This is a genomic window from Larkinella sp. C7 (assembly GCF_006149005.1).
Taxonomy (GTDB): Bacteria; Bacteroidota; Bacteroidia; order Cytophagales; family Spirosomataceae; genus Larkinella.
This window is the reverse complement of record NZ_VBSL01000005.1, coordinates 442,328-463,719: the sequence shown is the minus strand read 5'-3', so window position 1 is coordinate 463,719 and position 21,392 is coordinate 442,328. Positions and strand designations below refer to the sequence as shown.

Genomic DNA, 21,392 nt, shown 5'->3' with positions numbered 1-21,392 from the left:
CAATCATTCTGGCGGTTTTTCCAGTTATAAGAGGTGAATGCAAAAACGAACGATGGGAATCCACCTGAAAAGTAGTTTACTGGTACTGGTTTTTGGTTTAACGGTTTCATCTGCCTGGGCGCAGGGTTCGCTCGTTCGGTATGTAAAACGGGTCCTGAACGATACTTCTTCGGCCGCTACGTCAAAATTACTGATTTTCCCCACCGCCGGTTTTGCGCCTGAAACGAGTGTGGAGATTGGGATTCGCACGTTTTCATTGTTCTATGCCAAAAAAGACACGGTCGTCAACCGGCTCAGCGAGATCGTTCTCTATACCTTCGTTACGTTCCGGGGTCAGTTCGGTGCACTGCTCGAAAATGCGGCTTATACCAATAAAAACCGGTATTTTTTTCTGGGACGAGCGCGCTACCAACAGTTTCCGCTGCTCTACTACGGCATTGGGCCATCCACCTCGTCGGGCAATCCGGTGCTGGTCAATTCCAATTATGTTCAGATTCGCCAGCGTATTCTTCGGCAGGTTAAAAACAACTGGTATGCCGGTGCCGAAGCCGATTTTCAGAACATTGGACGCGTTTCGTTCGAAACGGAAAACAAACCCCATTTTGACTTGCCACTGGGGTATGAAGGCTCCACCACGATGGGGCTGGGCGCGGCAGTGGTATATGACGACCGGAAAAATGTCCTGAATGTTCGAAAAGGGGGATTTCTGGAAACGGGTATTTTGTGGTATCAGCCCGGCTTCGGCAGTGATTTTAAATACCGGAGTGTGGTGCTCGACAGCCGCCTGTTTCGGCCACTGGGCCGCCCCAACCGGGTGCTGGCCCTCCAATTGGCCGGTACGTTCATGACCGGCGATATTCCGTTCAATAACCTGGGTTTGATTGGTGGCGAATCGCTCATGCGCGGTTATTACCTGGGGCGTTATCGCGACAAGAATGTGCTGGCGGGGCAGGCCGAAGTACGGTGGCTTCCGTTCGGTTTCAGCAAACGCTGGGGGGCAACGGTATTTGCCGGTTTAGGCACGGTTTCGCCCACCATTCGATCGTTTCAGGTCGATCAGGTCCGGTGGGCTGCGGGCGGGGGCGTCCGGTTTTTGTTCTTCCAGAAAAAAGACGTTTTTCTGCGGGCCGATCTGGGCGTCACCCGCGAAGGCACCGGCTTTTACATCTCGCTGGGGGAAGCGTTTTAGTCAGACCACATTTCTTCCGATCCAGTAAATGAGCACGATTCCCAGCACAATCAGGCTGGCGGTTTTGCCGTAGAACCGCTGGTGAAAACCGGCCTGGCTTTTCCGCAAAGGTGTGTATTCCAGCACCAGTCCCGTTAGAACGTAGGGGAGTGATGCAACCAGCAACGGATTGTGGTGATAAGCCTGCCGAAGGTTGCCGTGCATCAACTGGTGGAAACAGCGCTGCGAACCGCATCCCGGACAGTCCAGACCCGTCAGAAACCGGAAGGGGCAGGGCGGAAAAAACGACACCCGGGCCGGATCGAACCAGAAATAGAGCCCTGCCATGCCAGTTAGCAAAAACAGGAGGATAACGGGTCCGGATCGGTTAAAAAAACGAGTTGGAGACCCCACTGAGAATACCGATGAAGATGGCCGCCAAATACAGCACCCAAAAACCGATGGACACAAAAAAGCTCACTTTGGTCCACTTGGCGGCTTCTTCGGAAGCGCGTTGTGCGCCCACAAAATCACCGTTGCTGTAGCGGGTTTCAACATTGGAGGCATTGACAATCCCGGCGATGCCGAAGGGCAGACAACAGAAAAGCGTGACCAGAATGGACTCCACCAGCCAGGTTTTGGGCCGGTTGCCCAGACCAGCCGACAGCGGTTGATTCGGCGTGTACGACTCCTGAAAAGGCTGATACGCCGGTGGGTTTGGCGTTGGGGGTTGAACCGGGTAAACCGGTGGCGCTTGTGGGCGGGAAAGCCATTCGTTGATTTCGGGAACGGTTTGGGCCGCAACCCAGTCGGGCAGGCCCTGCGTCCAGACTTTGGTGTCCGGTTTGAGGGGCTTCGACCGCAGTTCTTCCAGGGTAAACGGGCCGAGCTGCTGGTTGCCCTCCAGGTAGTAGTATTGTTTCATGTAGAAAAAGGAAGGAATGGTTGGGGATTGATCCTCAAAAAACTAGCCGTTTGAAAGATAGAAAAAGATGTCGATTGATGCGTCTTCCGGCCCTCCTTTTTTTATGAAAGGCAATCGGCCAGCGTGCGCACGTACCGATCGACATACGATTCGATGTCCCGGCTGCGGTATTGCAGAATATAGCGTGGATGATCGAGGGTTACGATTTGTTCGAAAAACCGGTGCTCTTTGTTAAGTTTTTGAAGGAACGCTTCATTTTTTCGCCCCAGACAAACCGCCACCCGCCGGTTTTTCTCCAGACCGGATTGGTCGAATAAAAGTTGTGTTCGGACGGTATCGGCAATGGCGGGCCAGAGGGTGACAGTTGTCGCTTTATCGTCGTAAAAATTGTAGTTTTTTCCATCTTTCACCAGGGCCAGTGGGTAAAGCGACGTCAGGAAGAATTGCCCGTAAAAGGCTTTTGCACCGCCGAAGGCTTCGACAATCTGGTAAATAAACCGACTCGAAAGTTCCGGTGAAGGCGGCAGATCGTTGTCGATTCCGCAATATTTCCGGAGATTTTGGGGCGTGGTAAACGAGATGCCCGTTACCCCGGCGCCAAAGCGTCCGGGGTTGATGCCCAGGATGTACACCCGGGGCGCGTTATCCGAAAAATAGGTGGTAAAAAACTGGTTGACAATAGCTTGTACTTCCGGTTGCTCGTACGGATTGAGCGCACTGACCCCGAGCGGGAGGTTCGTCGGTTTTTTCAAGCCCAGGTAATAGGCAATCGCGCGGTCGGCAAAGGTTTCCATTTCACAGATACTGGTTGTAGCAAATGGCCGCGATTTCGCCAATGATTTTTTCGGCTTCCGGGGTGGTGGTGCCCTGCACAAAAACCGAGAGCAGAAAGGGCCTGGTGACGTAAAAAATACCGGCATCCCCCCGGACGTAGGTAAGTTCCCCGGTTTTGTGGGCAATGACAGCCGATTTGGGTAAAAACAGCCGGAACGTCGTTTGGTCTGCATTGCGTTTCAGAATGTCGATCATCTGGGCGCAGAGGGCCGGTGTCGCCACTTCGTTGCGGTAGATTTTCTTCAGTAGCAGGTTCATTTCCCGGGCAGTTACCCGGTTTTCCCGACCCTGTTTAGCGGCAAGCGTATCCATCATCACCCGGTTTAACCGGCTCTGCGTGAGGCCCAGCGTTTGCATTCGGCGGTTGATGTTGTCCATACCCAGTTCCCGGATCAGGATGTTGGTGGCGGAATTGTCGCTGCGGATCATCATCAGGGTCAGGACCTCCAGGTTGGTGAGTTTGCTCTCGTCGGGATAGGTTTGCAAAACGCCCGAACCACCGGTTTTCTCCGACGCCAGCAGCACATGGACTTTTTCAAGATCGAATTTTCCGGCTTTTACCTGTTCCATCGTTTCGATCATGATCGGAATTTTGATGACGCTGGCCGAGGGAACCAGTTCGTCGGGCCGATGAAAAAACCGGGTGTCGTCGGTCAATGATTCAAAGGCTACATTCACCTGCGCCTGAGCCGGTAATTTTTGGAGATAACCGGTTAATTTTTCGGGCAGAAGCTGGGCCGTTGCCAAAATGGGAGCCAGAAAGAGGGAGAAAACGAGAAAGAGCGTGGAGCGAAAAACAAGGGTCATTTCCTGGAATGAATGTTTAAGTCAGGTTGGTTGGGAAGTACGGTTTTCAGTTGGGTCACCAGCACCTCATTGATGCGAACGTAACTTTCGTGGGTCCAGCCCGCCACATGGGGCGTCAGCAAAACCCGGTCCGAATTTCGCAGGTAATCAAAAGCCGTCTGTTGATCGGGCGTCAGTTTAGCCAGTTTTTCATTTTCCAGTACATCCAGACAGGCCCCCCGGACTTTTCCGCTTTCCAGACCCCGCACCAGGGCGGGCAGGGACACGATTTCGCCCCGGGCAATATTGATCAGAAAAAACGGCTTTTCGACGCGTTCGATAAACGCATCACCGATCATCATCCGGGTTTCGTCGGTCAGCGGAACGTGGAGGCTCAGCACATCGGCTTCTTCCAGAATTTGTTCCATTTCGGCTTCCTGGGCGTAGGCTCCGGCATACTGCGTCAGGTATTTGTCGTAACACAATACCCGGCATCCAAAACCGCTGAGCCGACGCGCCGTAGCCCGGCCGTTGTTGCCAAACCCGACGATGCCGACGGTCAGGCTGCCCAGTTCGTAGCCCCGGTTTCCTTCGCGATCCCAAACGCCCCGGCGCACTTCCCGGTCACCTTTGGCAATGTTGGCCAGCAAGCCCAGCAACATGCCCACGGTATGTTCGGCCACCGCATCGCGATTGCCTTCCCCCGCGTGGAAGACGTGAATGTTTCGCTGATGGGCCAGCTCAAGATCGATCAGATCAAGTCCGGCACCGGCGCGGCCGATAAAAAGAAGCCGTTGGGCCGCTTCCAGCACTTCGGCATCGACCGGCGTTTTGCTCCGGATCAGTAGCCCCTCGTAATCGGCAATCTGCTCGATCAGCGCACTTCGCGAAATTTTGGGTTCATACCGAAAGGCAAACCCCGCCTGTTCGAGCATGGGAAACAGCGAGGGGTGCATTTCGTCGGCAATCAGGATTATGGGTTGAATCTGGGACATCCGTATGGTTTTTGTAACTTGCAAAAAAATGAGCCATGAACCATGACTAATGAACACGATCTGAGAACGCTTGCAAGGTGCTTCGGGCAGAAAAACCGCTGTTCAGCAGGCGTTGTTCATCGTTCAATCGAACACAAGGGCGAAACTAATAACTTAAATGGAACCGCGCCAATCGGAGAAAAATAACGAACGCCAACCGGAACCCCAAACCCGTCGGCCAGTCATCGGAATCACCCTCGGGGATTACAATGGGATTGGGCCGGAAGTCATTCTGAAAGCCCTGCAACACAATCGCTTGCAGAAAATCTGCACGCCGGTTATCTACGGTTCGATGCGCGTCCTGAACCGCTATCGGAATATGTTGCAGCAAAGTGGCCTGTCGTTGAAAGACTGGAACCTGAACGGGATTCAGCAGGTTGGACAGGCCAATCCGAAGTTTACGAACGTCATCACCTGCTGGAACGATCAGGGTGGAAACCCAGGGGGTGATCGACAGGGGCAGGAAGTTCAGCCGGGAAAAGTGACACCCGAAGCCGGACAGGCCGCGCTGGCGTGTTTGCAACGGGCCACAGAAGACCTCAAAGCGGGTCATCTGGACGCCATTGTGACGGCTCCGATCAATAAAAATAACATCCAGACCGAAACCTTCCAATTTCCGGGTCATACCGAATATTTTGCCGAAGCCTTTGGGGTGAAAGAAAACCTGATGTTTCTGGTGAGTGACGTGTTGCGGGTTGGTGTCGTAACGGGCCACATTCCGCTGGGTCGCATCCGCTCGAACATCACCAAAGAGAAAGTGTTGCAGAAACTTCAGTTGATGTATCAATCCTTACGGGGCGATTTTGGCGTCCGAAAACCGCGCATTGCGGTGCTGGGGCTCAACCCGCACGCGGGCGAAGAAGGATTGCTGGGCAATGAGGAACAGGAAATTCTGAAACCGCTGATTCAGGAACTGCGCAACAAGGGACAGTTGATTTACGGGCCGTTTGCGTCGGACGGTTTTTTCGGAACCCGGGCGTATCGCAAGTACGATGCCGTGCTGGCCATGTACCACGATCAGGGGTTGATTCCCTTCAAAACCATTGCGTTCGACGAGGGCGTCAATTTTACGGCCGGGATGCCGGTGGTTCGCACCTCACCCGACCACGGCACGGCGTATGATATTGCCGGGAAAAACCTGGCCGACGAAACGTCGATGATTCAGGCGATTTATGTGGCCTGCGATGTGTCGAAATACCGCAAAGAAATGGCGGAAATTGAACGGAATGCCTTGAATAAGAAAACGCCAAGTGGTAAAATAAGTGAGCAGTCTGCTTAAAAAATTATGCTAAAATCGATGACCGGGTTCGGCAGTGCCACCCAGGAAGCCAACGGGCTGACGGTAACTGCTGAAGTAAAAACGTTGAATTCTAAGTTTCTGGATATTTATTGCCGGTTACCGAGGGTATTCTCCGATAAAGAAGTTGAATTGCGAAATCTGCTCACGCAGAAACTGGAGCGCGGCAAAGTGGAACTGTCGCTGAATGTGACCCGCCTGTCGGATGTTCGGCCGGGCGTGACCGTAAACCGCCCGCTGATCGAAGCTTATCTGAAAGACCTCCGCGAAACTTCACAGGGATTTTTACTGGATGTGTCGGATGGTGATCTGTTCAAACTGGCTTTGCAACAGCCCAACGCCTTCAATTCCGAAGCCTCCAGTGCGTCGGATACGGCCGCCAGTGATTGGGAGCTGATTCAGTTGACTGCCCTGGAAGCCGTTCGGAAATGCGACGAATTTCGGCAGCAGGAGGGCAATGGCCTGGAAATCAAGTTCAGAGAATATATCCAGATCATTACCGACCGCCTGACGCTGATCGAGGTGCAGGATGTGAAGCGCATCCCCGCCGTTCGCGAACGGGTTCGCAGCATGGTCGTCGAATTGATGGGCAGTGACGAATTTGACCAGAACCGGTTTGAGCAGGAGCTGATTTATTACATCGAGAAATTCGACATTTCGGAAGAAAAAGTTCGCTTGAAAAACCACCTGAGCTATTTCATGGAAGTGCTCGCGGCTGAAGAAGCCAATGGGAAAAAACTTAATTTCATCGCGCAGGAGATTGGCCGGGAAATCAACACCATCGGTTCCAAAGCCAACGATGCCGCCATTCAGCGGCTGGTGGTGCAGATGAAAGATGAACTGGAGAAAATCAAGGAGCAGACGCTGAATGTAATTTAAAATGCAGGCCCTGACAGCGCCGGGCCGTCGATACGGTCGAAGACCCTGTCAGGGCTATTTAAAAAACGCTCCGTTCTGGGTTGCCAGCAAGCGCTCGAACGGAATGTCTTCCTGTTTGATGAAACCTTTTTGGGGCAGTAAACCGTCGGCCACCAGTTCAACGACAGCGGCTACCGATCCGGCGGTGGTCCAGGAGATGGCCCGCCAGGGTTTTCCGTCGATTTCGCGGGGATGATAGGCCCGGTAAAACTCTTCGCGTTCGAGAACCGCTCCTTTCCAGCCTTCGACCACGGCATACACATAGACCACATCGGCCTGCACGGGCGGTTTGGCTTCGGTCAGAATCTGCTCGACCAGCACGCGTTTATCTTTCAGAATCAGTTCGTACAACAAAAACCGCATCAGTTTGGCGTGACCAGGGTAGCGAATAGTCTTGTAGTTCAGCGTATCGACCTGTCCGGCGTAGGTTTCACACATGGTTCCCAGGCCGCCGGAGGTGCTGAAGGCTTCGAATTCCTGCCCTTCGATGTTGATCACTTCGATGCCGTCGAGGGCCGGGACGGTTTTGAAAACGCCGTTTGAAATCACTTCGCAATCGTTCAGGTATTCATTGATCACCCCGGCGGGCGACCATGTAAACGAATAGCCCAGCAAACCGTTCGGGTAGCGCGGCAGAGCGCCCACGCGCAGTTCGATATCCCGGAGTTTGGTGAACCGTTTGGCGAGGTCAGCCCCAACGATGCCGATCAGGCCCGGTGCCAGCCCACACTGCGGTGCCATAACGGCTTTGGCGGTTTCGGCCATCAGACGAATGGCGGTGGTGGTCGGAACGTCTTCCGTCAGGTCGAAATAATGAAGGCCCAACTGCCAGGCGGTGGTGGCAATCGGCAGGTTCAGGTTGTAGGGCAGGCAGGAGACCACGGCGTCGAAACCGGCCAGCGTTTGCCGGAGCGTGGCTTCGTCGGAAACGTCACCGGAAATGACCGGGAAGGGAAGATCGTAGACCGGTGGTAGTTTTTCAAAACCGGTTACGGTGAAGCGTTTGTTGAGGAGAATACCGACCAGCGAGCCGACTTTTCCCATGCCAACCACAAGAACTTTTTTCATGCTATCGTTTGCTAAGCTCCGTAATTGGGCCAATATACGCACTGGATCTCATTTCTAGAAAATCAGGCCTACTTCGCAACGGAATAGGAACACGGATATAACGGATAGAACAGATTTACGCGGATTAAAATAAAAATCAGTTTTTTGATCCGTTCCATCCGTGTTCCTATCCAAAATTTTAAACAGCTTGCCTATTTAGCCGTTACCATACCGATGAATAAACTACCCCCCGACTTTTACGAAAATCACGATACCATCACGCTCTCCCGGCGTTTGCTGGGCTGCGAACTGGTTCACGAAAGCCCGGAAGGAATCACGGCGGGCATCATTGTGGAAACCGAAGCCTACCTGACCGGTGATCCGGCCTGCCACGCCTATCGACGCAAAACCGCCCGCAATGCCGCCATGTTCGGTCCGGCGGGAACGCTGTACGTGTATCTGATCTACGGTTTTTACCATTGCCTGAACGTCGTCACGGGGCCGGAAGATGTGGGGGAGGCCGTTCTGATTCGGGCGCTCGAACCCACCGAAGGCATCGATCTGATGGGCCAACGGCGGAACCTCGATCCCGCTACCAAAGCCGGTTTGCGCGGACTGACCAGCGGCCCCGGCAAACTGGTGATTGCCATGGGCATCTCGCGGGATCACAACTTTCTGTCGCTCAGTGAATCCCGTATTTACATTCGCCCCAGCCAACTGAATAACTTCGAACTGGTGACGACAACGCGAATCGGCATCACACAGGGTGCCGAGTTGCCCTACCGGTTCTATGTAAAAGGCAACCGGTTTGTCAGTAAGCCGTAAGTTCCTGGCAAGATAAAAGGCGCTTTTTACGGGCTCTAGCCCGTTTTTGCCAAATTCGACTAAAATTTTGATGAAAATATTGGGCCGCAATCAGTTCAGATATACCTTTGTAATCAATAATTAGTCTAAATAATATTTGTGAATACAATCGTAATGACCAGATCTACGTTAACAATCCGTCTCTTTATACCCCTTTCTGTGCTCTGTATGAGTCTGTTTTGCTTTTCGGCAAGGGCTCAAAATACCGGTTCGATTACCGGAAAAACCCGCACGGCGGATGCCCGGCCACTGGCGCAGGTCAACATTCGCGTGGCGGGAACCCGCCTGGGAACCCTTACCAATGAATCCGGCGAATACCTCATCCCGAATGTTCCGGCTGGTCCGCAGGTGTTGGTCATCAGCCGGGTGGGTCATGCCCGCATTCGCCAGGCTGTGACGGTGACGGCCGGTGAAACCACCCAGGTGCCTGATCTGACCGTGCTCGAAAACGCCGAACAACTCGATGAGGTAGTGGTCGAAGGGAAAAATACGTATAAAACCGACGTTCCTTCATCCAGTCTGCGCCTGAAAACACCCTTGCTGGAAGTGCCGCAAAACATTCAGGTGGTAAACCGGCAGTTGCTCGCCGATCAACAGATTTTCGACATGCTGGAAGGCGTTTCCCGAAACGTCAGTGGCGTCACCCGGCAGGAACACTGGGACAATTACGCCCGGCTGAACATGCGCGGATCGCGGGTGGCTCCCTTCCGCAACGGGATGAACGTGCAATCGACCTGGGGGCCGCTGGCGGAAGATCTGTCGATGGTGGAACGGATCGAGTTTGTGAAAGGTCCGGCCGGGTTTATGATGGCCAACGGCGAACCGAGTGGCTTTTACAACGTCGTGACCAAAAAACCGACCGGTGTGACCCGTGGGGAAGCGGCCTTCGCGGTCGGAAGTTTTGATACGTACCGCGCCACCCTCGATCTGGACGGGAAACTGAGCCAGGACAACCGCCTGTTGTATCGACTGAACGTGATGGGGCAGTCGAAAGGCTCGCACCGGGATTTTGAGTTCAATAACCGGTATACGATTGCGCCGGTGGTGAAGTACAAAATCAATGAGCAGACGTCGATTACGGCCGAATATACCTACCAGTATTCCCAGATGTCGGCGATTGGTTCCGCGTACGTATTCGACGCCAACGGCCTGGCCAGACAGCCCCGCAATGCGACCAACTCCTTTGCCAACCTCGATCCGACGGTTATTCATGACCACAGTGCTTTCCTGATTTTTGAGCACCAGATCAGTGACAACTGGAAACTGACGGGTCAACTGGCGTATTTCAATTTCAACCAGGTGGGCAGTTCGCTCTGGGCCGATTCGGCGAAAACCGACGGGCGGATTTACAGCTACAACGGGATCTGGGATGCCGCCAACGAAAGCAAGTTTGGGCAGATTTTTGTCAATGGCGAAGTAACGACCGGCCCGGTAGTCCACCGGATTCTGGGCGGGCTGGATTTGGGAAACAAGAAATACATGGCCGACTGGGGTCAGAGTTTTCCGCTCTACGACAGCACTTTCGTGTTCAACTCCAATTCGCCGAATTATTACCTGCCCGCCCACCTGATTCCGAAGTTCGACCGTTCGGCCAGTCTGCGGGCCCGTGCCGGCGTCAACGTCATGAGTCAGTCGTTCACGGGTTTATACGTGCAGGATGAACTTCGGTTCTGGCAGGACCGGATTCGGTTGACGCTGGCGGGTCGGCTGACGTCGGTGAAAGACAGCCAGTATGGGGTCGGAACGAATGAAACGAAGTTCACCCCCCGCGTCGGGATCAGCGGTTCGATCAACAAACAGACTTCAATTTACGCCTTGTACGATCAGGCTTTTGTGCCGCAGTCGGGTGCCGACCGGCAGGGCAGAGCCTTCGATCCGATTACGGGCAACAACCTCGAAGCCGGTTTGAAGAAAGACTGGGCCGACGGTCGCTGGAACTCGACGGTTTCGGTCTATCAGATCACGAAAAACAACGTGTTGACCACCGATCCGACCAATCCCAACTATTCGATTCAACTGGGCGAGACCCAGACCAAAGGGGTTGAAGTGGACGTACGGGGCGAACTGTTGCCCGGCATGAATCTGGTGATCAATTACGCCTACACCGATGGCAAAATTACGAAAGATACGAAGTCGGAAAACGTGGGTCTGCCGGTTCCCGGTTTTAGCAAACACGTGACCAACGCCTGGCTGTCGCATCGCTTGCGGAAGGGTGTCTTGCAGGGATTGGGTGCTTCGCTCGGGTATCAGTGGCAACTCGACCGCTACGGCTGGTTTTCGGATGCCGTCGATGACAAGCCGACGATGCCCAACACATTCCGGCTGGATGGCGCTATTTCCTGGCAGAATAACCGCGTGAGTGTTGCGCTGAATGTGAACAATATTCTGGACGCGTATCTGTATTCGGGGGCTTATTATGCCTGGAGCAAAGCCTATTACTGGCAGGCCGAAGCACCCCGCAATTTCCGGTTGAGTTTAGGGTATAAATTTTGACAGGTTGATCGAATGACGGTAAAAAAGATAGTTGGAAAACTACACCTCTGGCTCGGACTGGCGTCCGGGCTTTTGGTGTTTGTGGTGGCGATCACGGGCTGTATTCTGGCCTTTGAGCAGGAAATCAAAAGCATCGTTCGCCCGTTTCAGTATGTTGAGCCGGTAGCCAATGGCGTCGTCTTGCCGCCTTCCCGATTACAGGCTATTGCGGAGAAACAGGTTCCGGGAAAACCGGCGAAAGGCGTCAATTACGGGGCGTTGGGCCACAGCGTCAACGTGCCTTTTTACGGCGTAAATCCCGATTATTACGTTCAGGTGTATCTGAATCCGTACACCGGCGAGGTGTTGAGCGTGGTGGATGAGGAGACGGATTTCTTTCATTTCATTCTCCACGGGCATTATTATTTGTGGTTGCCGGAAGAAATCGGGCAACCGGTCGTGGCGTATGGCACATTGGTTTTTACGATCCTGCTGATTACCGGAATGGTGCTGTGGTGGCCGAAGAAATGGAGTCGGTCCAATCGGGATAAGAGCTTCAAAGTCAAGTGGAAAGCCCAATGGCGCCGGGTCAATTACGACCTTCACAACGTGCCCGGTTTTTACGCCCTGTTCATTTCACTGGTGCTGGCCATAACCGGGATGATCTTCGGAATCCAGTGGCTGGGCAATTCGATTTACTGGACGACCTCGGGCGGGAAAACCATGCCGGACTACCAGCTTCCTTTGTCGGACTCGACCCAGGCCCGGCGGTATGCAAACCCCACCGACCGGCTTTGGCAACAGTTTTACAAGAACAAAACCGAAACCGCCAGTCTGTATATTTCCTGTCCTGAACGAGCCTCGGAATCCATATCGGTTTCGATCAATCACCGACCCGGCACGTATTACAAAACGGATTATTACACCTTCGATCAATACACGCTAAAAGCGTTAACCGGCGAAGGGCCTTATTTTGGTGAATACGCAACGGCCGGTTTTGGCGACAAACTCCGGCGGATGAACTACGATATTCACGTGGGAGCCATTCTGAGTTTACCCGGCAAAATTCTGGCCTTCTGTGCCAGCCTGATCTGCGCCAGTTTGCCTGTTACCGGCTTCATCATCTGGTGGGGACGCCGGAAGAAAAAGGTTCTCAAACCGCAACGGCGCGTAGCGAAGGCTCAGGCGGTTTGAGCGGTTGACAGGATAAAAAGAGAATGCTGAATGGAAAAGTAGTCAGGCGCTCTGAAACACTTTTACATTCAGCATTCATCATTTTACATTCAGCATTCCCCTACCTTACGGATTGCAATACTGTTTACTTTCTTCCGTCGTGAAGTTAATTGGCCAGCTTGTGCTGGTGACGGTGTAATTGTTGATTTCAATATCCAGGCGATCCGGAATGGAACCGGCTCTCAGGTCATACGCCTTGTTGAGCTGGATCATCACTTTCGCACTGAGCGAAGGAAACGCCAGCGTGGGCAGGTCCTGCCAGTCGTCCTGGCTACCGGCTGCCCTGTATTGTGCATACAGGACTTTAAACGGCAATTTGTCCGGATTCACACCATTGGGGCCGCACTTGAAGTTGAAGAAAATGGTCACTTCCCGCCGGCTGTCGGGCGCTGCGGGCGGCAGTGGCGTGTAGGGAACCGCTTTCAGATCGAACGAGACCTCGCTGTTGGCACAGGCGTCGATTTCGGGCGACACGTAGGCTTTGCTGGCATTGTCGTACAACCGAAGCCGGATTCTCAACCCTCTTTTCAGGTTGGTCAGCCGAACCGAACTGCCGTTGTTGATGGCCGTGGAAAAGGTGAGCGGATTTCCGGCGCGTACCACGATGTTGCCGTCCTGGTCGATGGCTTCCACACGGTAGGCCGGGCTGCGGTCGGGGTAGTTACTGACAAATTTGAACGTTGGGCCATCTTCGCAAACTTCTTCGGTGAAAGCCGCCACCCAGAGTGAAAGGTGGCTGATGTCGGCCGCGTATTCCAGGCTGCCATTGGCCGCCCGCTGCACCTTGCCGGGTTCTTCCCGCGTCCATTTATTGGCAACTTCATCGAAGCTGAACAACGGAATGACATCTCCCGGCTGGATGTTTCGTCCCAGTGTCGGGTTCATCATCTGCGAATTGAGGGCAAAGGAAATCCGGATCGGTTTCGAAAACGTTTTCGCGAGTTGATACTCGTCGTTATAGACCGTTATGTGGGCTCCACCGGCTACTGAAAGCACCTGCTGATTGCCGAGAAAACCACCGGCGGGCGTCGATGCGTTGATGATGCCGTTGCCCGGTAATTCAGAAACCGCCTTTGGCGTGGAACTGTTGTTGATGGGATCGGCCGTTACGGTCAGGTCGCCACCCACCGGCTGGCCGGCTACGTCTTTCACCTCACTGCCCTGTGGCACCGTGACGGTCGCCTGGGTCACGTTGGGTTCGGCTTTCGTCTGCACCGTAGCCGCCGTTTGCACCGTCCCGTTGTCGCTGCTCTTGAACGATTGTTGAGCGGGTTCGGCGTTGTTTTTCGTACTTAGCAACGGGATGGTCAGGTTGCGGGGTGTTGTGTTTTCCAGCCTGATTTCCTGAATGTTATCGACCAGCTCATCGGCCAGGGTCACGATGTTGAACCGAATCGGAGCCGTGGGTGAGACCGTTGTGGAGGGCGACAAACACAGGAACAATTTGCCGTCGGAAGTCAGTTTGAATTTTTTGGTATTGAGCGTCGTAACAATTTTTTCGGCGTCCGGCCCCGCAATTTTGACGGTTAATTTATCGGGTGTCAACCCCGCTGGAATCGTGTATTTGACCTGAACGGCTACCGCCAGCGGGTCTTTAAATTTGAGTTCAACATTTTCGACCGGATTCTGGCATGCATCGAGCAACCCTACCACCAGCACACATACCATTGATAACAAACGTTTCATAAGGAGATAAATTTAGAATAAAGAGGAGAGACAAGAGAGGAAAGACGCAACCGTTCCGCATACGGGAAAGTGGTCTCTTTTCTTTCGTCTATCTTCTGAATAAACCGTAGGTCAATAAAAATTGAAGAGAGGGTAGAAAACGATAACTTTTTAGATTTTGCTGAATAACCGGTATTTGTTCGTCGATGGTGGTGGTTTCCAGAAAACCGGTGTATTGCAGATCGACTTTGGGTGAACCGAGGTAATACGCGCCTAACTCCACCGCAAAACCCAACCGGCGGATGGGCGTCGAGCGGCCGTAACCGAAACCGGCGTAGCCCAGCATACTGTTCCACTTCAGGGAAGCGTTGACCACACCAACGTTTTCTTCCGAAATCTCAATGCCACCGAATTTTACTTTGCCCTCGGCAATTACATTGGCGGTCAAATCGGGCCGCCACGTATAGCCAGCTCCTCCGGTGACGAATAGCTGGTTGCCCTTGAACGGGTGCCACTTGACGGACGCCAGCGCAATACCCACCACCAGATCGGGCGTGATGTTCAGCTTGCCCTCCCCGGCTTTTACCCGGAAAACACCGTCGTAAGCAAAGTAACTGACGCCGACACGACCCACAATCCGGGCGTCGGGGCGGAGGCTTTTGGCGAGTTGAATCCCCAGACCGGTTGAGCCCACCTGCAAACCAATGGCGTACGGAGCGGGTTGTAATCGGATGGAATCACGAACCGATTGTGCGGCTAAACGCATCGCGCTGGTGGTGATTAAAATGAATAGTAAAAAAGCTGTAACTGGTTTATTCATACGCACTTATTGGTTAGTAAGCAGATTTATTATCGGAAGTTAAGCAATTATCAGACAACAAAATTGAAATGGATATGAAATATTAGTAATTGGTCGGGGCAGAAAAATATTTATCACATTAGCGGGTTCCTTTATAATAATTTTGTTTACAAATTAGCCGCGTTAACGTTTGGTGTGTCAAACGGATGGCTTTTGAATAAATTACCGGTATGCAACAATTCCTTCAAAAACTAAAAACACAGCCGCTGATGTCGGGCACCAGTACCGGCCAGGCTTTTTGGCACTCAGCAGCGGAAGAACACCTGCTGGATTCGTATTCACCCGTCGACGGCCAATTGATGGCCCGCGTTTTTCCCACCACGCACGAAGACTACGACCAGGTGGTGGAAACCGCCCGGGCAGCATTCCTGGAATGGCGGAGCGTTCCGGCACCGAAACGGGGCGAGATTGTCAGACAGATGGGTGAACAATTCCGGCAGTATAAAAAAGAACTCGGCACGCTCGTTAGCTACGAAATGGGAAAATCTCTGCAGGAGGGGATGGGTGAGGTTCAGGAAATTATCGACATCTGCGATTTTGCCGTGGGTCAGTCGCGACAGCTCTACGGCCAAACCATGCACAGCGAGCGCCCCGACCACCGGATGTATGAACAGTGGCATCCGCTGGGTGTCGTGGGTATTATTTCGGCCTTTAATTTTCCGGTGGCGGTTTGGTCGTGGAACGCGATGCTGGCCTGGGTCTGTGGCAACGTCTGCATCTGGAAACCGTCGGAAAAAACACCCCTCACGGCTTTGGCGTGTCAGCAGATTATCAAAGACGTGCTGGAGCAAAACGAGGTTCCGGAAGGCGTTTCGTGTCTGATAACGGGGGGGCGTGAGGTAGGCGCGTGGCTGGCGGAAGACCCGCGGATTGCACTGGTGTCGGCCACCGGTTCCACGCGCATGGGCAAGGCGATGGCGCAAACCGTTGCCGGGCGGCTGGGCCGGTATTTGCTCGAACTGGGCGGAAACAACGCCATTATTATTTCGCAACATGCCGACCTGAACGTCGCCATTCCCGCCATTGTGTTTGGGGCGGTGGGTACTGCCGGCCAGCGGTGTACGTCCACGCGACGGCTGATTATTCAGGAGTCGGTTTATGAGGATGTCAAACAGCGTCTGGTAAAAGCCTACGGACAGCTTCGCATTGGAAATCCGCTGGAGGAACAAAACCACGTTGGGCCGCTGATCGACCGGGCGGCTGTGTCGGGGTATCAATCGGCCCTGTTTCAGATCAAGGAGCAGGGGGGGCGGTTGCTGATCGATGGTGAAGTACTGGAAGGTCCCGCTTTCGAATCGGGCTGTTACGTCCGGCCCGCCATTGCCGAGATGCCCGCGCAGACCGAAATTGTTCAGCACGAGACGTTTGCGCCGATCTTGTATTTGCTGAAATACCAGACGCTGGAAGAAGCCATCGCGCTGCAAAACGGCGTTCCGCAGGGCTTGTCATCAGCGGTTTTTACGCTCAATTTGCGCGAAGCCGAGCGGTTTCTTTCAGCCGCCGGTTCGGATTGCGGCATTGCGAACGTGAACATTGGCACATCGGGTGCCGAAATCGGTGGGGCCTTCGGGGGGGAAAAAGAAACCGGGGGTGGTCGCGAATCCGGCTCCGATTCCTGGAAAGCCTACATGCGCCGTCAAACCAACACCATCAACTACGGAACCACACTGCCGCTGGCGCAGGGGATTAAATTTGAATTATGAGTTAAGAGTTAAGAGTTAAGAGTTGGCCTGAGCCATTGAATGCGTCAGCCAACTCTTAACTCATCACTCTTAACTCAAACTAACCCGAATAGTGCCTTTGGCCACTTCGTTGGGTTCCAGAACGATAAGACCCTGGCCGTTGTTGAGGGCGTTGACGTTGCTGGTGAGCGATTCGATGGCGATGTTGTCGCGTCCAACGGGGGTATACACAACCAGATACTTGAATTTTCCTGGGCCGGTTTCCTGCCAGACATTCAGTTGCAGCCCTTGTTGGGCCGACCGCAAAACCGTCGTGACACCCGCTCCGTTGTTTTCTTCAACGATAAATGCGGCATCCAGCACCCGATCGCGGAGCGACAGTTCACCTTTCTGTTCGAAGATTTCTTCGCCAACCGGTAGCAGACGGTCGTCCAGCAAAACCTGCTTGGCGGCCGGTAATTCAATGGTCAGTTGGTCGACGGGTTCTTCGTTCAGGGTAAAGTAGGGGTGCCAGCCAAAGCTGACAGGGGCGGTTCGGTTACCGGTATTCCGGGCTTCGTAAGTCACCGTCAGGCCGGCTGATGACAGGGTATAGCGGATTCGGAATTCAAACGGAAAGGGGTAGCCGGGGTAGGAGCCGTCGTGGAGGTAGCGGAGCGTCAGCGAAGCTTCCGATTCGCTGATTTCCTGCCCATACAGTTCAAAGGCTTTTCCAAAGACAAAACCGTGAATGGCGTTATCGTGGTGGGCTTCATTCATCGGGAGGGTAAACATTTCACCCTCAAAAGCATAAATACCGTGCCGGATGCGGCTGGGAAACGGGAAAAGCAGGGCGCTGGCGTGGGTTTCGTCGGCCAGCACCGCCTGCTGCGATTTGGGAGCCCGGATGAGTGAAACCAGTTTGGACTCTTGGGTTGAGCGCTGGTGACGCAGCACCAGTTGCCGGACCATGGCACCGTGGGCGGGCAGCAGGCTGACAAATTCGCCGGTTTCGACGTTTTGAATGGAATATTCGGTAAAGGCGCCAAAAGGCTGGTGGTGGATTTCAAAAGGCATTTTTCGATTCGATTAAGATGTCAACTGGGGATAGTCGGGTACGCTTTGTATACTAAACCGGAAATACGAAGATAGACACTTTTTATTTTTGTAGGGCTTCAGTCCGCTGGGAGTCCCCCCGAAATGGACTTTTTTTGGATTAAAGCCATGACAAATAGTACTAAATAATAAAGTGTTCACCTTGAATAAAATAACTTTTAAAAGATAGAAAATGGCATGTAACTTGTTGAAAAATAGCAATTAAAAAAATATTTGTAAGACAAGTATTTATGCGGAATTTTTACAGGCTCCTCGTGCTTTTACCGGGGTTAATGTCGTCGGCGTTCGGACAGGTAGGCACAGATACTTTAACGGCTCAGCGGCAATTTGGTTTAACCTGGCAGCAGGGAATCTCAAAATCCAATCAAGTTGTTCCGGCTTCCCGGCAAACTCCAATCGGCGTTGAACTGGCTTATAGTCAGGTAAGTTTGCGTCGGCGGGCCTGGGAAAATTGCCAGTGTTTTGCGCAGGTGGGGGGTTATATCAACTACATCACGTTCCGCAATCCCGATCCGCTGGGACGCACGATGGGCGCCGGTCTGTTTTTTGAACCCCTGATCAATTACCGCAGCCGGTTGTATTTTTCGGTTCGGGGCCTGGCCGGACTCACGTACCTGACCCGGGTTTACGACCCTGTTGACAATCCGACCAATGACCACTTCAGCATGCCCGTCAGTGCTTTAATTGCCGCCAGTTTTACGGGCCACTACCGGCTGACGAAGCAGTGGGATCTGACGCTCGGTGCTACCTACAACCATATTTCCAACGCCGGTACGCGATTGCCCAACCAGGGCATGAATGTTCCGACCATCGCTCTGGGAGCACAATACCAATTGCATCCGGCGGTTTTTCCCGACACCCGCCTGTGGGTTCCCGCCCCCTTAACCCGGCGGTGGATGAGCCGGGTTTTGATGATGGGGTCGGTGCGGGTATTGCCTGAAACGGATACAAAGCCGGAGATGACGTTGCCGGTATTTGGTGTGAATGTGGTGGGAGGGTACCGGGTGACGCGAAACCATGCCTTTTCGGCGGGCTTCGAACTGGTGGACGACCGGTATTTCAAGGAACAGGTCATGACCTGGACAAGAGGCCGCGTTACCGATGCCCGTCAGGGGACCATTCTGGCAGGTTACGAATTCTGGCAGGGACGTTTTATTTTTGCGGCCCACCACGGCTGGAACATTATTCGGCCCCAATGGTATAAACCGGCATCCTATCAGCGTTATAACCTGCTCTACCGGCTACGCAACGGAATCACGGCCGGTATGAGTGTGAAAGCCTACGGTGAGAATACGAAAGGATTTAGCGTGATGGCGGGTTACAGCCTGTAGACCACCACCGGAACGCCCGTCGTTTTCAACACTGGTCCGCAATCAGGGGGTAAGAATAATTATTTAATGAAATGAAAAGAGAAAATGTGACTTTTGAGGTTTTTCATCATATAGTATTTAGTAAGCAATGCTATACTATGTAACTACCTAAAATTGTCGTTCGCCGTGTTTGCATCCGAAGAAGTGCTTTCCCCCGATGAAATATACAAAGCGCATAACGAAATCAGTCAGCTCAAACAGGCCCTGGAACGGGAGGCTGTGTTTGGAGAAGGACGATTACCGAAAGAGGTTGTAGACTATAAGGAAAGGAGGCATAACTTACTCTACTACCAGCTATCGCTCACCGCCCGAACCCTCCCGATTTATGACTTCATCGGACGCCCGGTTTATCGGCCATCCCATGAGTTGTCGGATAGTCAGGTGAGTCGGGAAGTCGATCGGCTTCTGCTGTTGCTGGCCCACAACGGAATTGAAATTGCCATATCAGATCCACACAGCAACGCGGACGACCGGAAATTGTACTCGTTCCTGACCGAAATGGTTTTTAAGCGGGAAGTTAAAGAAATTCGATTGCCGGGCATCAGTTACAGCATCGACTACAATTATTATTGTCCGGATTATACGCACTCCTGTATTTTTATTGCTGACGAATTGCTCACTGGTTTATTCGAGCATGATTATGAGCGACTGGAAAGCTGCCTGTCTCCTCATTTCTACATCAACAACAATCCGCTGGAGGATTTGTATCGGCATGTGATTGTAAAGTTTGATACCTACCGGGCCTATCTGCACAACTATTTGCTTGTCGGCTGGACGATCGAAGGTATTGATCTAAACGAAAACCAACGGAAGGGAACCGTTCACCTGGCCCTTCATTATGGACGGGAGAAAGACAAAAAACCGTTGTTTACCAACAAGGGAAAGTTGGTTTGTTACGGAAATGAGAACAACTGGTGGTTTATTCACCAGATCGATCTTCCCGGATTAAAACTGGAGTAACCCAAACCGGGCTTACATTTCGCCTTCCACACCCAGCCCAAACAGGGCAAAATCGTATTTTACCGGATCGGCCGGATCAAATTGTTTCAGGGTTTCGGTTAACGCAAGGGCGGCTTTCCAGTCGGTTTGAGGACGATCCAGGAGCCCCAGTTTCCGGGCCACACGCTCCACATGTACGTCGATGGGAATGATGAGTTGCTCCGGCCGGATGCGGTTCCAGAGGCCGAAGTCGACGCCCTGTTCATCGCGCCGGACCATCCAGCGCAGAAACATGTTCAGCCGTTTGCAGGACGAATTTCGGGTGGGCGTGGCGATGTGCTTGCGGGTCCGATCCGGAAAAAAAGGATCGTCGCAAAACCGGTTGTGAAACGTTTCCAGGAAGATCCCTGCCGGGTGCCAGTTGACCTCATTTGGTCTTTGTTCGAGGTTGCAGGCAGGTATGAAAGCATCCTCCAGGGTTTCGTGGCGCTGGTAAAACTGGCGAAAGAAATGCAGGAAATACAAGGTATCCGTCGCGTTGAACGTGCGGTGTTTGAAGTCTAAAAACCGCTTCAGATCAGTGTCCTGGTGGTTCCGCACAAAATCGTAGGGTGCGCCGTCCATGCGGTCGATCAGGTCGCTGGCTTTTTTGAGAATGACCGGACGTTGTCCCCAGGCCAGTACGGCAGCCCAGAATCCCATAATTTCGATGTCCTGCCGCCGGCTGAACCGGTGCGGAATGCTGATGGGATCTTTTTCGATAAACGAACGCTGGTTATACTGCCCGACTTTTCGGTCGAGTAATTCTTTTACGGATACGGAATCGTACATGAGGGCGGTTTGAACTACACAGGCAGACGGCAGCATTCGAATGGGCTTCTGAATGCGCCGGAAAATTTCGGATGGGCAGGCTATTATTTACTTTTTCCGCCACTCAACACGTAAACCACACCTTGTGAGATCTTGGAAAAAAACGAAACAACGACGGAAAACAGGGCCGTAAATAAGGCAATGATCGGGTAGGAAAGGGTAAAAACGGTACTCCAGACCTTGTAGCCCGTGGTTGCCTTCATCTTCTCTTCCCGTTCTTTGTGCCGGCGGGCAATGCGTTCGGCTTTTTGTTCTGGTGTAAGCATGGGTACTTTGAATAGCGAATAATGAATGATAAATACCGAATAACGAAGTGTCAATGGCTTCGGTTTTC

At 52.9% G+C, this 21,392-nt stretch carries 20 protein-coding genes; 9 read left to right on the top strand and 11 right to left on the bottom strand.

Annotated features, from left to right (window positions below):
* Nucleotides 1-37 precede the first annotated feature (37 nt).
* Nucleotides 38-1,189 (top strand): BamA/TamA family outer membrane protein, encoded by a 1,152-nt coding sequence (locus FH871_RS15530; RefSeq protein ID WP_229317321.1) that lies wholly within the window; start codon nt 38-40, stop codon nt 1,187-1,189.
* On the opposite strand, the gene FH871_RS15525 is transcribed toward FH871_RS15530, so the two are convergent.
* From FH871_RS15525 to FH871_RS15505, 5 genes are all read right to left on the bottom strand, one after another.
* Nucleotides 1,190-1,516: a DUF2752 domain-containing protein gene (locus tag FH871_RS15525; RefSeq protein ID WP_138992325.1), complete on the bottom strand. Its 327-nt coding sequence runs from the start codon at nt 1,514-1,516 to the stop codon at nt 1,190-1,192.
* 40 nt (nt 1,517-1,556) lie between these two features.
* A complete protein-coding gene (locus tag FH871_RS15520) occupies nt 1,557-2,093 on the bottom strand; it encodes a CD225/dispanin family protein (protein WP_138992324.1) in 537 nt (178 codons plus the stop codon).
* A 101-nt stretch (nt 2,094-2,194) separates the two neighbouring features.
* Nucleotides 2,195-2,887 (bottom strand): uracil-DNA glycosylase family protein, encoded by a 693-nt coding sequence (locus FH871_RS15515; protein ID WP_138992323.1) that lies wholly within the window; start codon nt 2,885-2,887, stop codon nt 2,195-2,197.
* Nucleotide 2,888: 1 nt separating this feature from the next.
* A complete protein-coding gene (locus FH871_RS15510; RefSeq protein ID WP_138992322.1) occupies nt 2,889-3,734 on the bottom strand; it encodes a serine hydrolase in 846 nt (281 codons plus the stop codon).
* Complete coding sequence (locus FH871_RS15505; protein ID WP_138992321.1) at nt 3,731-4,708, bottom strand: NAD(P)-dependent oxidoreductase; 978 nt, start codon at nt 4,706-4,708, stop codon at nt 3,731-3,733. The genes FH871_RS15510 and FH871_RS15505 overlap by 4 nt, the downstream gene beginning before the upstream one ends.
* A gap of 157 nt (nt 4,709-4,865) precedes the next feature.
* On the opposite strand from FH871_RS15505, the gene pdxA reads away from it, so the two are divergent.
* Both pdxA and FH871_RS15495 read left to right on the top strand, forming a co-directional pair.
* Nucleotides 4,866-6,026: a 4-hydroxythreonine-4-phosphate dehydrogenase PdxA gene (gene pdxA / locus FH871_RS15500; RefSeq protein WP_138992320.1), complete on the top strand. Its 1,161-nt coding sequence runs from the start codon at nt 4,866-4,868 to the stop codon at nt 6,024-6,026.
* A 6-nt stretch (nt 6,027-6,032) separates the two neighbouring features.
* Nucleotides 6,033-6,923, top strand: a complete 891-nt coding sequence (locus FH871_RS15495; RefSeq protein ID WP_114404960.1) for a YicC/YloC family endoribonuclease — start codon at nt 6,033-6,035, stop codon at nt 6,921-6,923.
* 54 nt (nt 6,924-6,977) lie between these two features.
* On the opposite strand, the gene FH871_RS15490 is transcribed toward FH871_RS15495, so the two are convergent.
* Nucleotides 6,978-8,030, bottom strand: coding sequence for a saccharopine dehydrogenase C-terminal domain-containing protein (locus FH871_RS15490; RefSeq protein WP_138992319.1), 1,053 nt, complete (start codon nt 8,028-8,030; stop codon nt 6,978-6,980).
* Nucleotides 8,031-8,243: 213 nt separating this feature from the next.
* On the opposite strand from FH871_RS15490, the gene FH871_RS15485 reads away from it, so the two are divergent.
* From FH871_RS15485 to FH871_RS15475, 3 genes are all read left to right on the top strand, one after another.
* Nucleotides 8,244-8,834, top strand: a complete 591-nt coding sequence (locus FH871_RS15485) for a DNA-3-methyladenine glycosylase (RefSeq protein ID WP_138992318.1) — start codon at nt 8,244-8,246, stop codon at nt 8,832-8,834.
* A 207-nt stretch (nt 8,835-9,041) separates the two neighbouring features.
* On the top strand, nt 9,042-11,366 hold the full coding sequence (locus FH871_RS15480) for a TonB-dependent receptor (RefSeq protein ID WP_229317319.1): 2,325 nt from the start codon (nt 9,042-9,044) through the stop codon (nt 11,364-11,366).
* Between the two features lie 12 nt (nt 11,367-11,378).
* Nucleotides 11,379-12,539: a PepSY domain-containing protein gene (locus FH871_RS15475; protein ID WP_138992316.1), complete on the top strand. Its 1,161-nt coding sequence runs from the start codon at nt 11,379-11,381 to the stop codon at nt 12,537-12,539.
* A gap of 105 nt (nt 12,540-12,644) precedes the next feature.
* Here the strand turns inward: FH871_RS15475 and FH871_RS15470 are convergent, their stop codons facing one another.
* Together FH871_RS15470 and FH871_RS15465 are read right to left on the bottom strand one after the other, a co-directional pair.
* Nucleotides 12,645-14,264 carry a hypothetical protein gene (locus FH871_RS15470; protein ID WP_138992315.1) on the bottom strand — a complete coding sequence of 540 codons (1,620 nt, stop codon included), beginning with the start codon at nt 14,262-14,264 and terminating at the stop codon, nt 12,645-12,647.
* An 88-nt stretch (nt 14,265-14,352) separates the two neighbouring features.
* The gene (locus FH871_RS15465; protein ID WP_138992314.1) at nt 14,353-15,063 is read right to left on the bottom strand and encodes a hypothetical protein; all 711 of its coding nucleotides are present in this window, start codon (nt 15,061-15,063) and stop codon (nt 14,353-14,355) included.
* 209 nt (nt 15,064-15,272) lie between these two features.
* Here FH871_RS15465 and FH871_RS15460 point away from each other — a divergent pair, with 209 nt between their 5' ends.
* Nucleotides 15,273-16,805: an aldehyde dehydrogenase family protein gene (locus FH871_RS15460; protein WP_138992313.1), complete on the top strand. Its 1,533-nt coding sequence runs from the start codon at nt 15,273-15,275 to the stop codon at nt 16,803-16,805.
* A 69-nt stretch (nt 16,806-16,874) separates the two neighbouring features.
* On the opposite strand, the gene FH871_RS15455 is transcribed toward FH871_RS15460, so the two are convergent.
* Nucleotides 16,875-17,840 (bottom strand): aldose 1-epimerase, encoded by a 966-nt coding sequence (locus tag FH871_RS15455; RefSeq protein WP_138992312.1) that lies wholly within the window; start codon nt 17,838-17,840, stop codon nt 16,875-16,877.
* Nucleotides 17,841-18,109: 269 nt separating this feature from the next.
* On the opposite strand from FH871_RS15455, the gene FH871_RS15450 reads away from it, so the two are divergent.
* Both FH871_RS15450 and FH871_RS15445 read left to right on the top strand, forming a co-directional pair.
* On the top strand, nt 18,110-19,210 hold the full coding sequence (locus tag FH871_RS15450; protein ID WP_138992311.1) for an acyloxyacyl hydrolase: 1,101 nt from the start codon (nt 18,110-18,112) through the stop codon (nt 19,208-19,210).
* A gap of 165 nt (nt 19,211-19,375) precedes the next feature.
* Complete coding sequence (locus FH871_RS15445) at nt 19,376-20,209, top strand: hypothetical protein (RefSeq protein WP_138992310.1); 834 nt, start codon at nt 19,376-19,378, stop codon at nt 20,207-20,209.
* Nucleotides 20,210-20,221: 12 nt separating this feature from the next.
* Here the strand turns inward: FH871_RS15445 and FH871_RS15440 are convergent, their stop codons facing one another.
* Nucleotides 20,222-21,019, bottom strand: a complete 798-nt coding sequence (locus FH871_RS15440; protein ID WP_138992309.1) for a TIGR02757 family protein — start codon at nt 21,017-21,019, stop codon at nt 20,222-20,224.
* 83 nt (nt 21,020-21,102) lie between these two features.
* The gene (locus FH871_RS15435) at nt 21,103-21,324 is read right to left on the bottom strand and encodes a hypothetical protein (RefSeq protein ID WP_114404947.1); all 222 of its coding nucleotides are present in this window, start codon (nt 21,322-21,324) and stop codon (nt 21,103-21,105) included.
* Nucleotides 21,325-21,392: the final 68 nt, after the last annotated feature.

Excerpts from the sequence above, each read along its gene's own strand:
- FH871_RS15530 (WP_229317321.1), top strand. The coding sequence starts at position 38 with ATGCAAAAACGAACGATGGGAATCCACCTGAAAAGTAGTTTACTGGTA.
- FH871_RS15525 (WP_138992325.1), bottom strand. The coding sequence starts at position 1,516 with ATGGCAGGGCTCTATTTCTGGTTCGATCCGGCCCGGGTGTCGTTTTTT.
- FH871_RS15520 (WP_138992324.1), bottom strand. The coding sequence starts at position 2,093 with ATGAAACAATACTACTACCTGGAGGGCAACCAGCAGCTCGGCCCGTTT.
- FH871_RS15515 (WP_138992323.1), bottom strand. The coding sequence starts at position 2,887 with ATGGAAACCTTTGCCGACCGCGCGATTGCCTATTACCTGGGCTTGAAA.
- FH871_RS15510 (WP_138992322.1), bottom strand. The coding sequence starts at position 3,734 with ATGACCCTTGTTTTTCGCTCCACGCTCTTTCTCGTTTTCTCCCTCTTT.
- FH871_RS15505 (WP_138992321.1), bottom strand. The coding sequence starts at position 4,708 with ATGTCCCAGATTCAACCCATAATCCTGATTGCCGACGAAATGCACCCC.
- pdxA (WP_138992320.1), top strand. The coding sequence starts at position 4,866 with ATGGAACCGCGCCAATCGGAGAAAAATAACGAACGCCAACCGGAACCC.
- FH871_RS15495 (WP_114404960.1), top strand. The coding sequence starts at position 6,033 with ATGCTAAAATCGATGACCGGGTTCGGCAGTGCCACCCAGGAAGCCAAC.
- FH871_RS15490 (WP_138992319.1), bottom strand. The coding sequence starts at position 8,030 with ATGAAAAAAGTTCTTGTGGTTGGCATGGGAAAAGTCGGCTCGCTGGTC.
- FH871_RS15485 (WP_138992318.1), top strand. The coding sequence starts at position 8,244 with ATGAATAAACTACCCCCCGACTTTTACGAAAATCACGATACCATCACG.
- FH871_RS15480 (WP_229317319.1), top strand. The coding sequence starts at position 9,042 with ATGAGTCTGTTTTGCTTTTCGGCAAGGGCTCAAAATACCGGTTCGATT.
- FH871_RS15475 (WP_138992316.1), top strand. The coding sequence starts at position 11,379 with ATGACGGTAAAAAAGATAGTTGGAAAACTACACCTCTGGCTCGGACTG.
- FH871_RS15470 (WP_138992315.1), bottom strand. The coding sequence starts at position 14,264 with ATGAAACGTTTGTTATCAATGGTATGTGTGCTGGTGGTAGGGTTGCTC.
- FH871_RS15465 (WP_138992314.1), bottom strand. The coding sequence starts at position 15,063 with ATGAATAAACCAGTTACAGCTTTTTTACTATTCATTTTAATCACCACC.
- FH871_RS15460 (WP_138992313.1), top strand. The coding sequence starts at position 15,273 with ATGCAACAATTCCTTCAAAAACTAAAAACACAGCCGCTGATGTCGGGC.
- FH871_RS15455 (WP_138992312.1), bottom strand. The coding sequence starts at position 17,840 with ATGCCTTTTGAAATCCACCACCAGCCTTTTGGCGCCTTTACCGAATAT.
- FH871_RS15450 (WP_138992311.1), top strand. The coding sequence starts at position 18,110 with ATGCGGAATTTTTACAGGCTCCTCGTGCTTTTACCGGGGTTAATGTCG.
- FH871_RS15440 (WP_138992309.1), bottom strand. The coding sequence starts at position 21,019 with ATGTACGATTCCGTATCCGTAAAAGAATTACTCGACCGAAAAGTCGGG.
- FH871_RS15435 (WP_114404947.1), bottom strand. The coding sequence starts at position 21,324 with ATGCTTACACCAGAACAAAAAGCCGAACGCATTGCCCGCCGGCACAAA.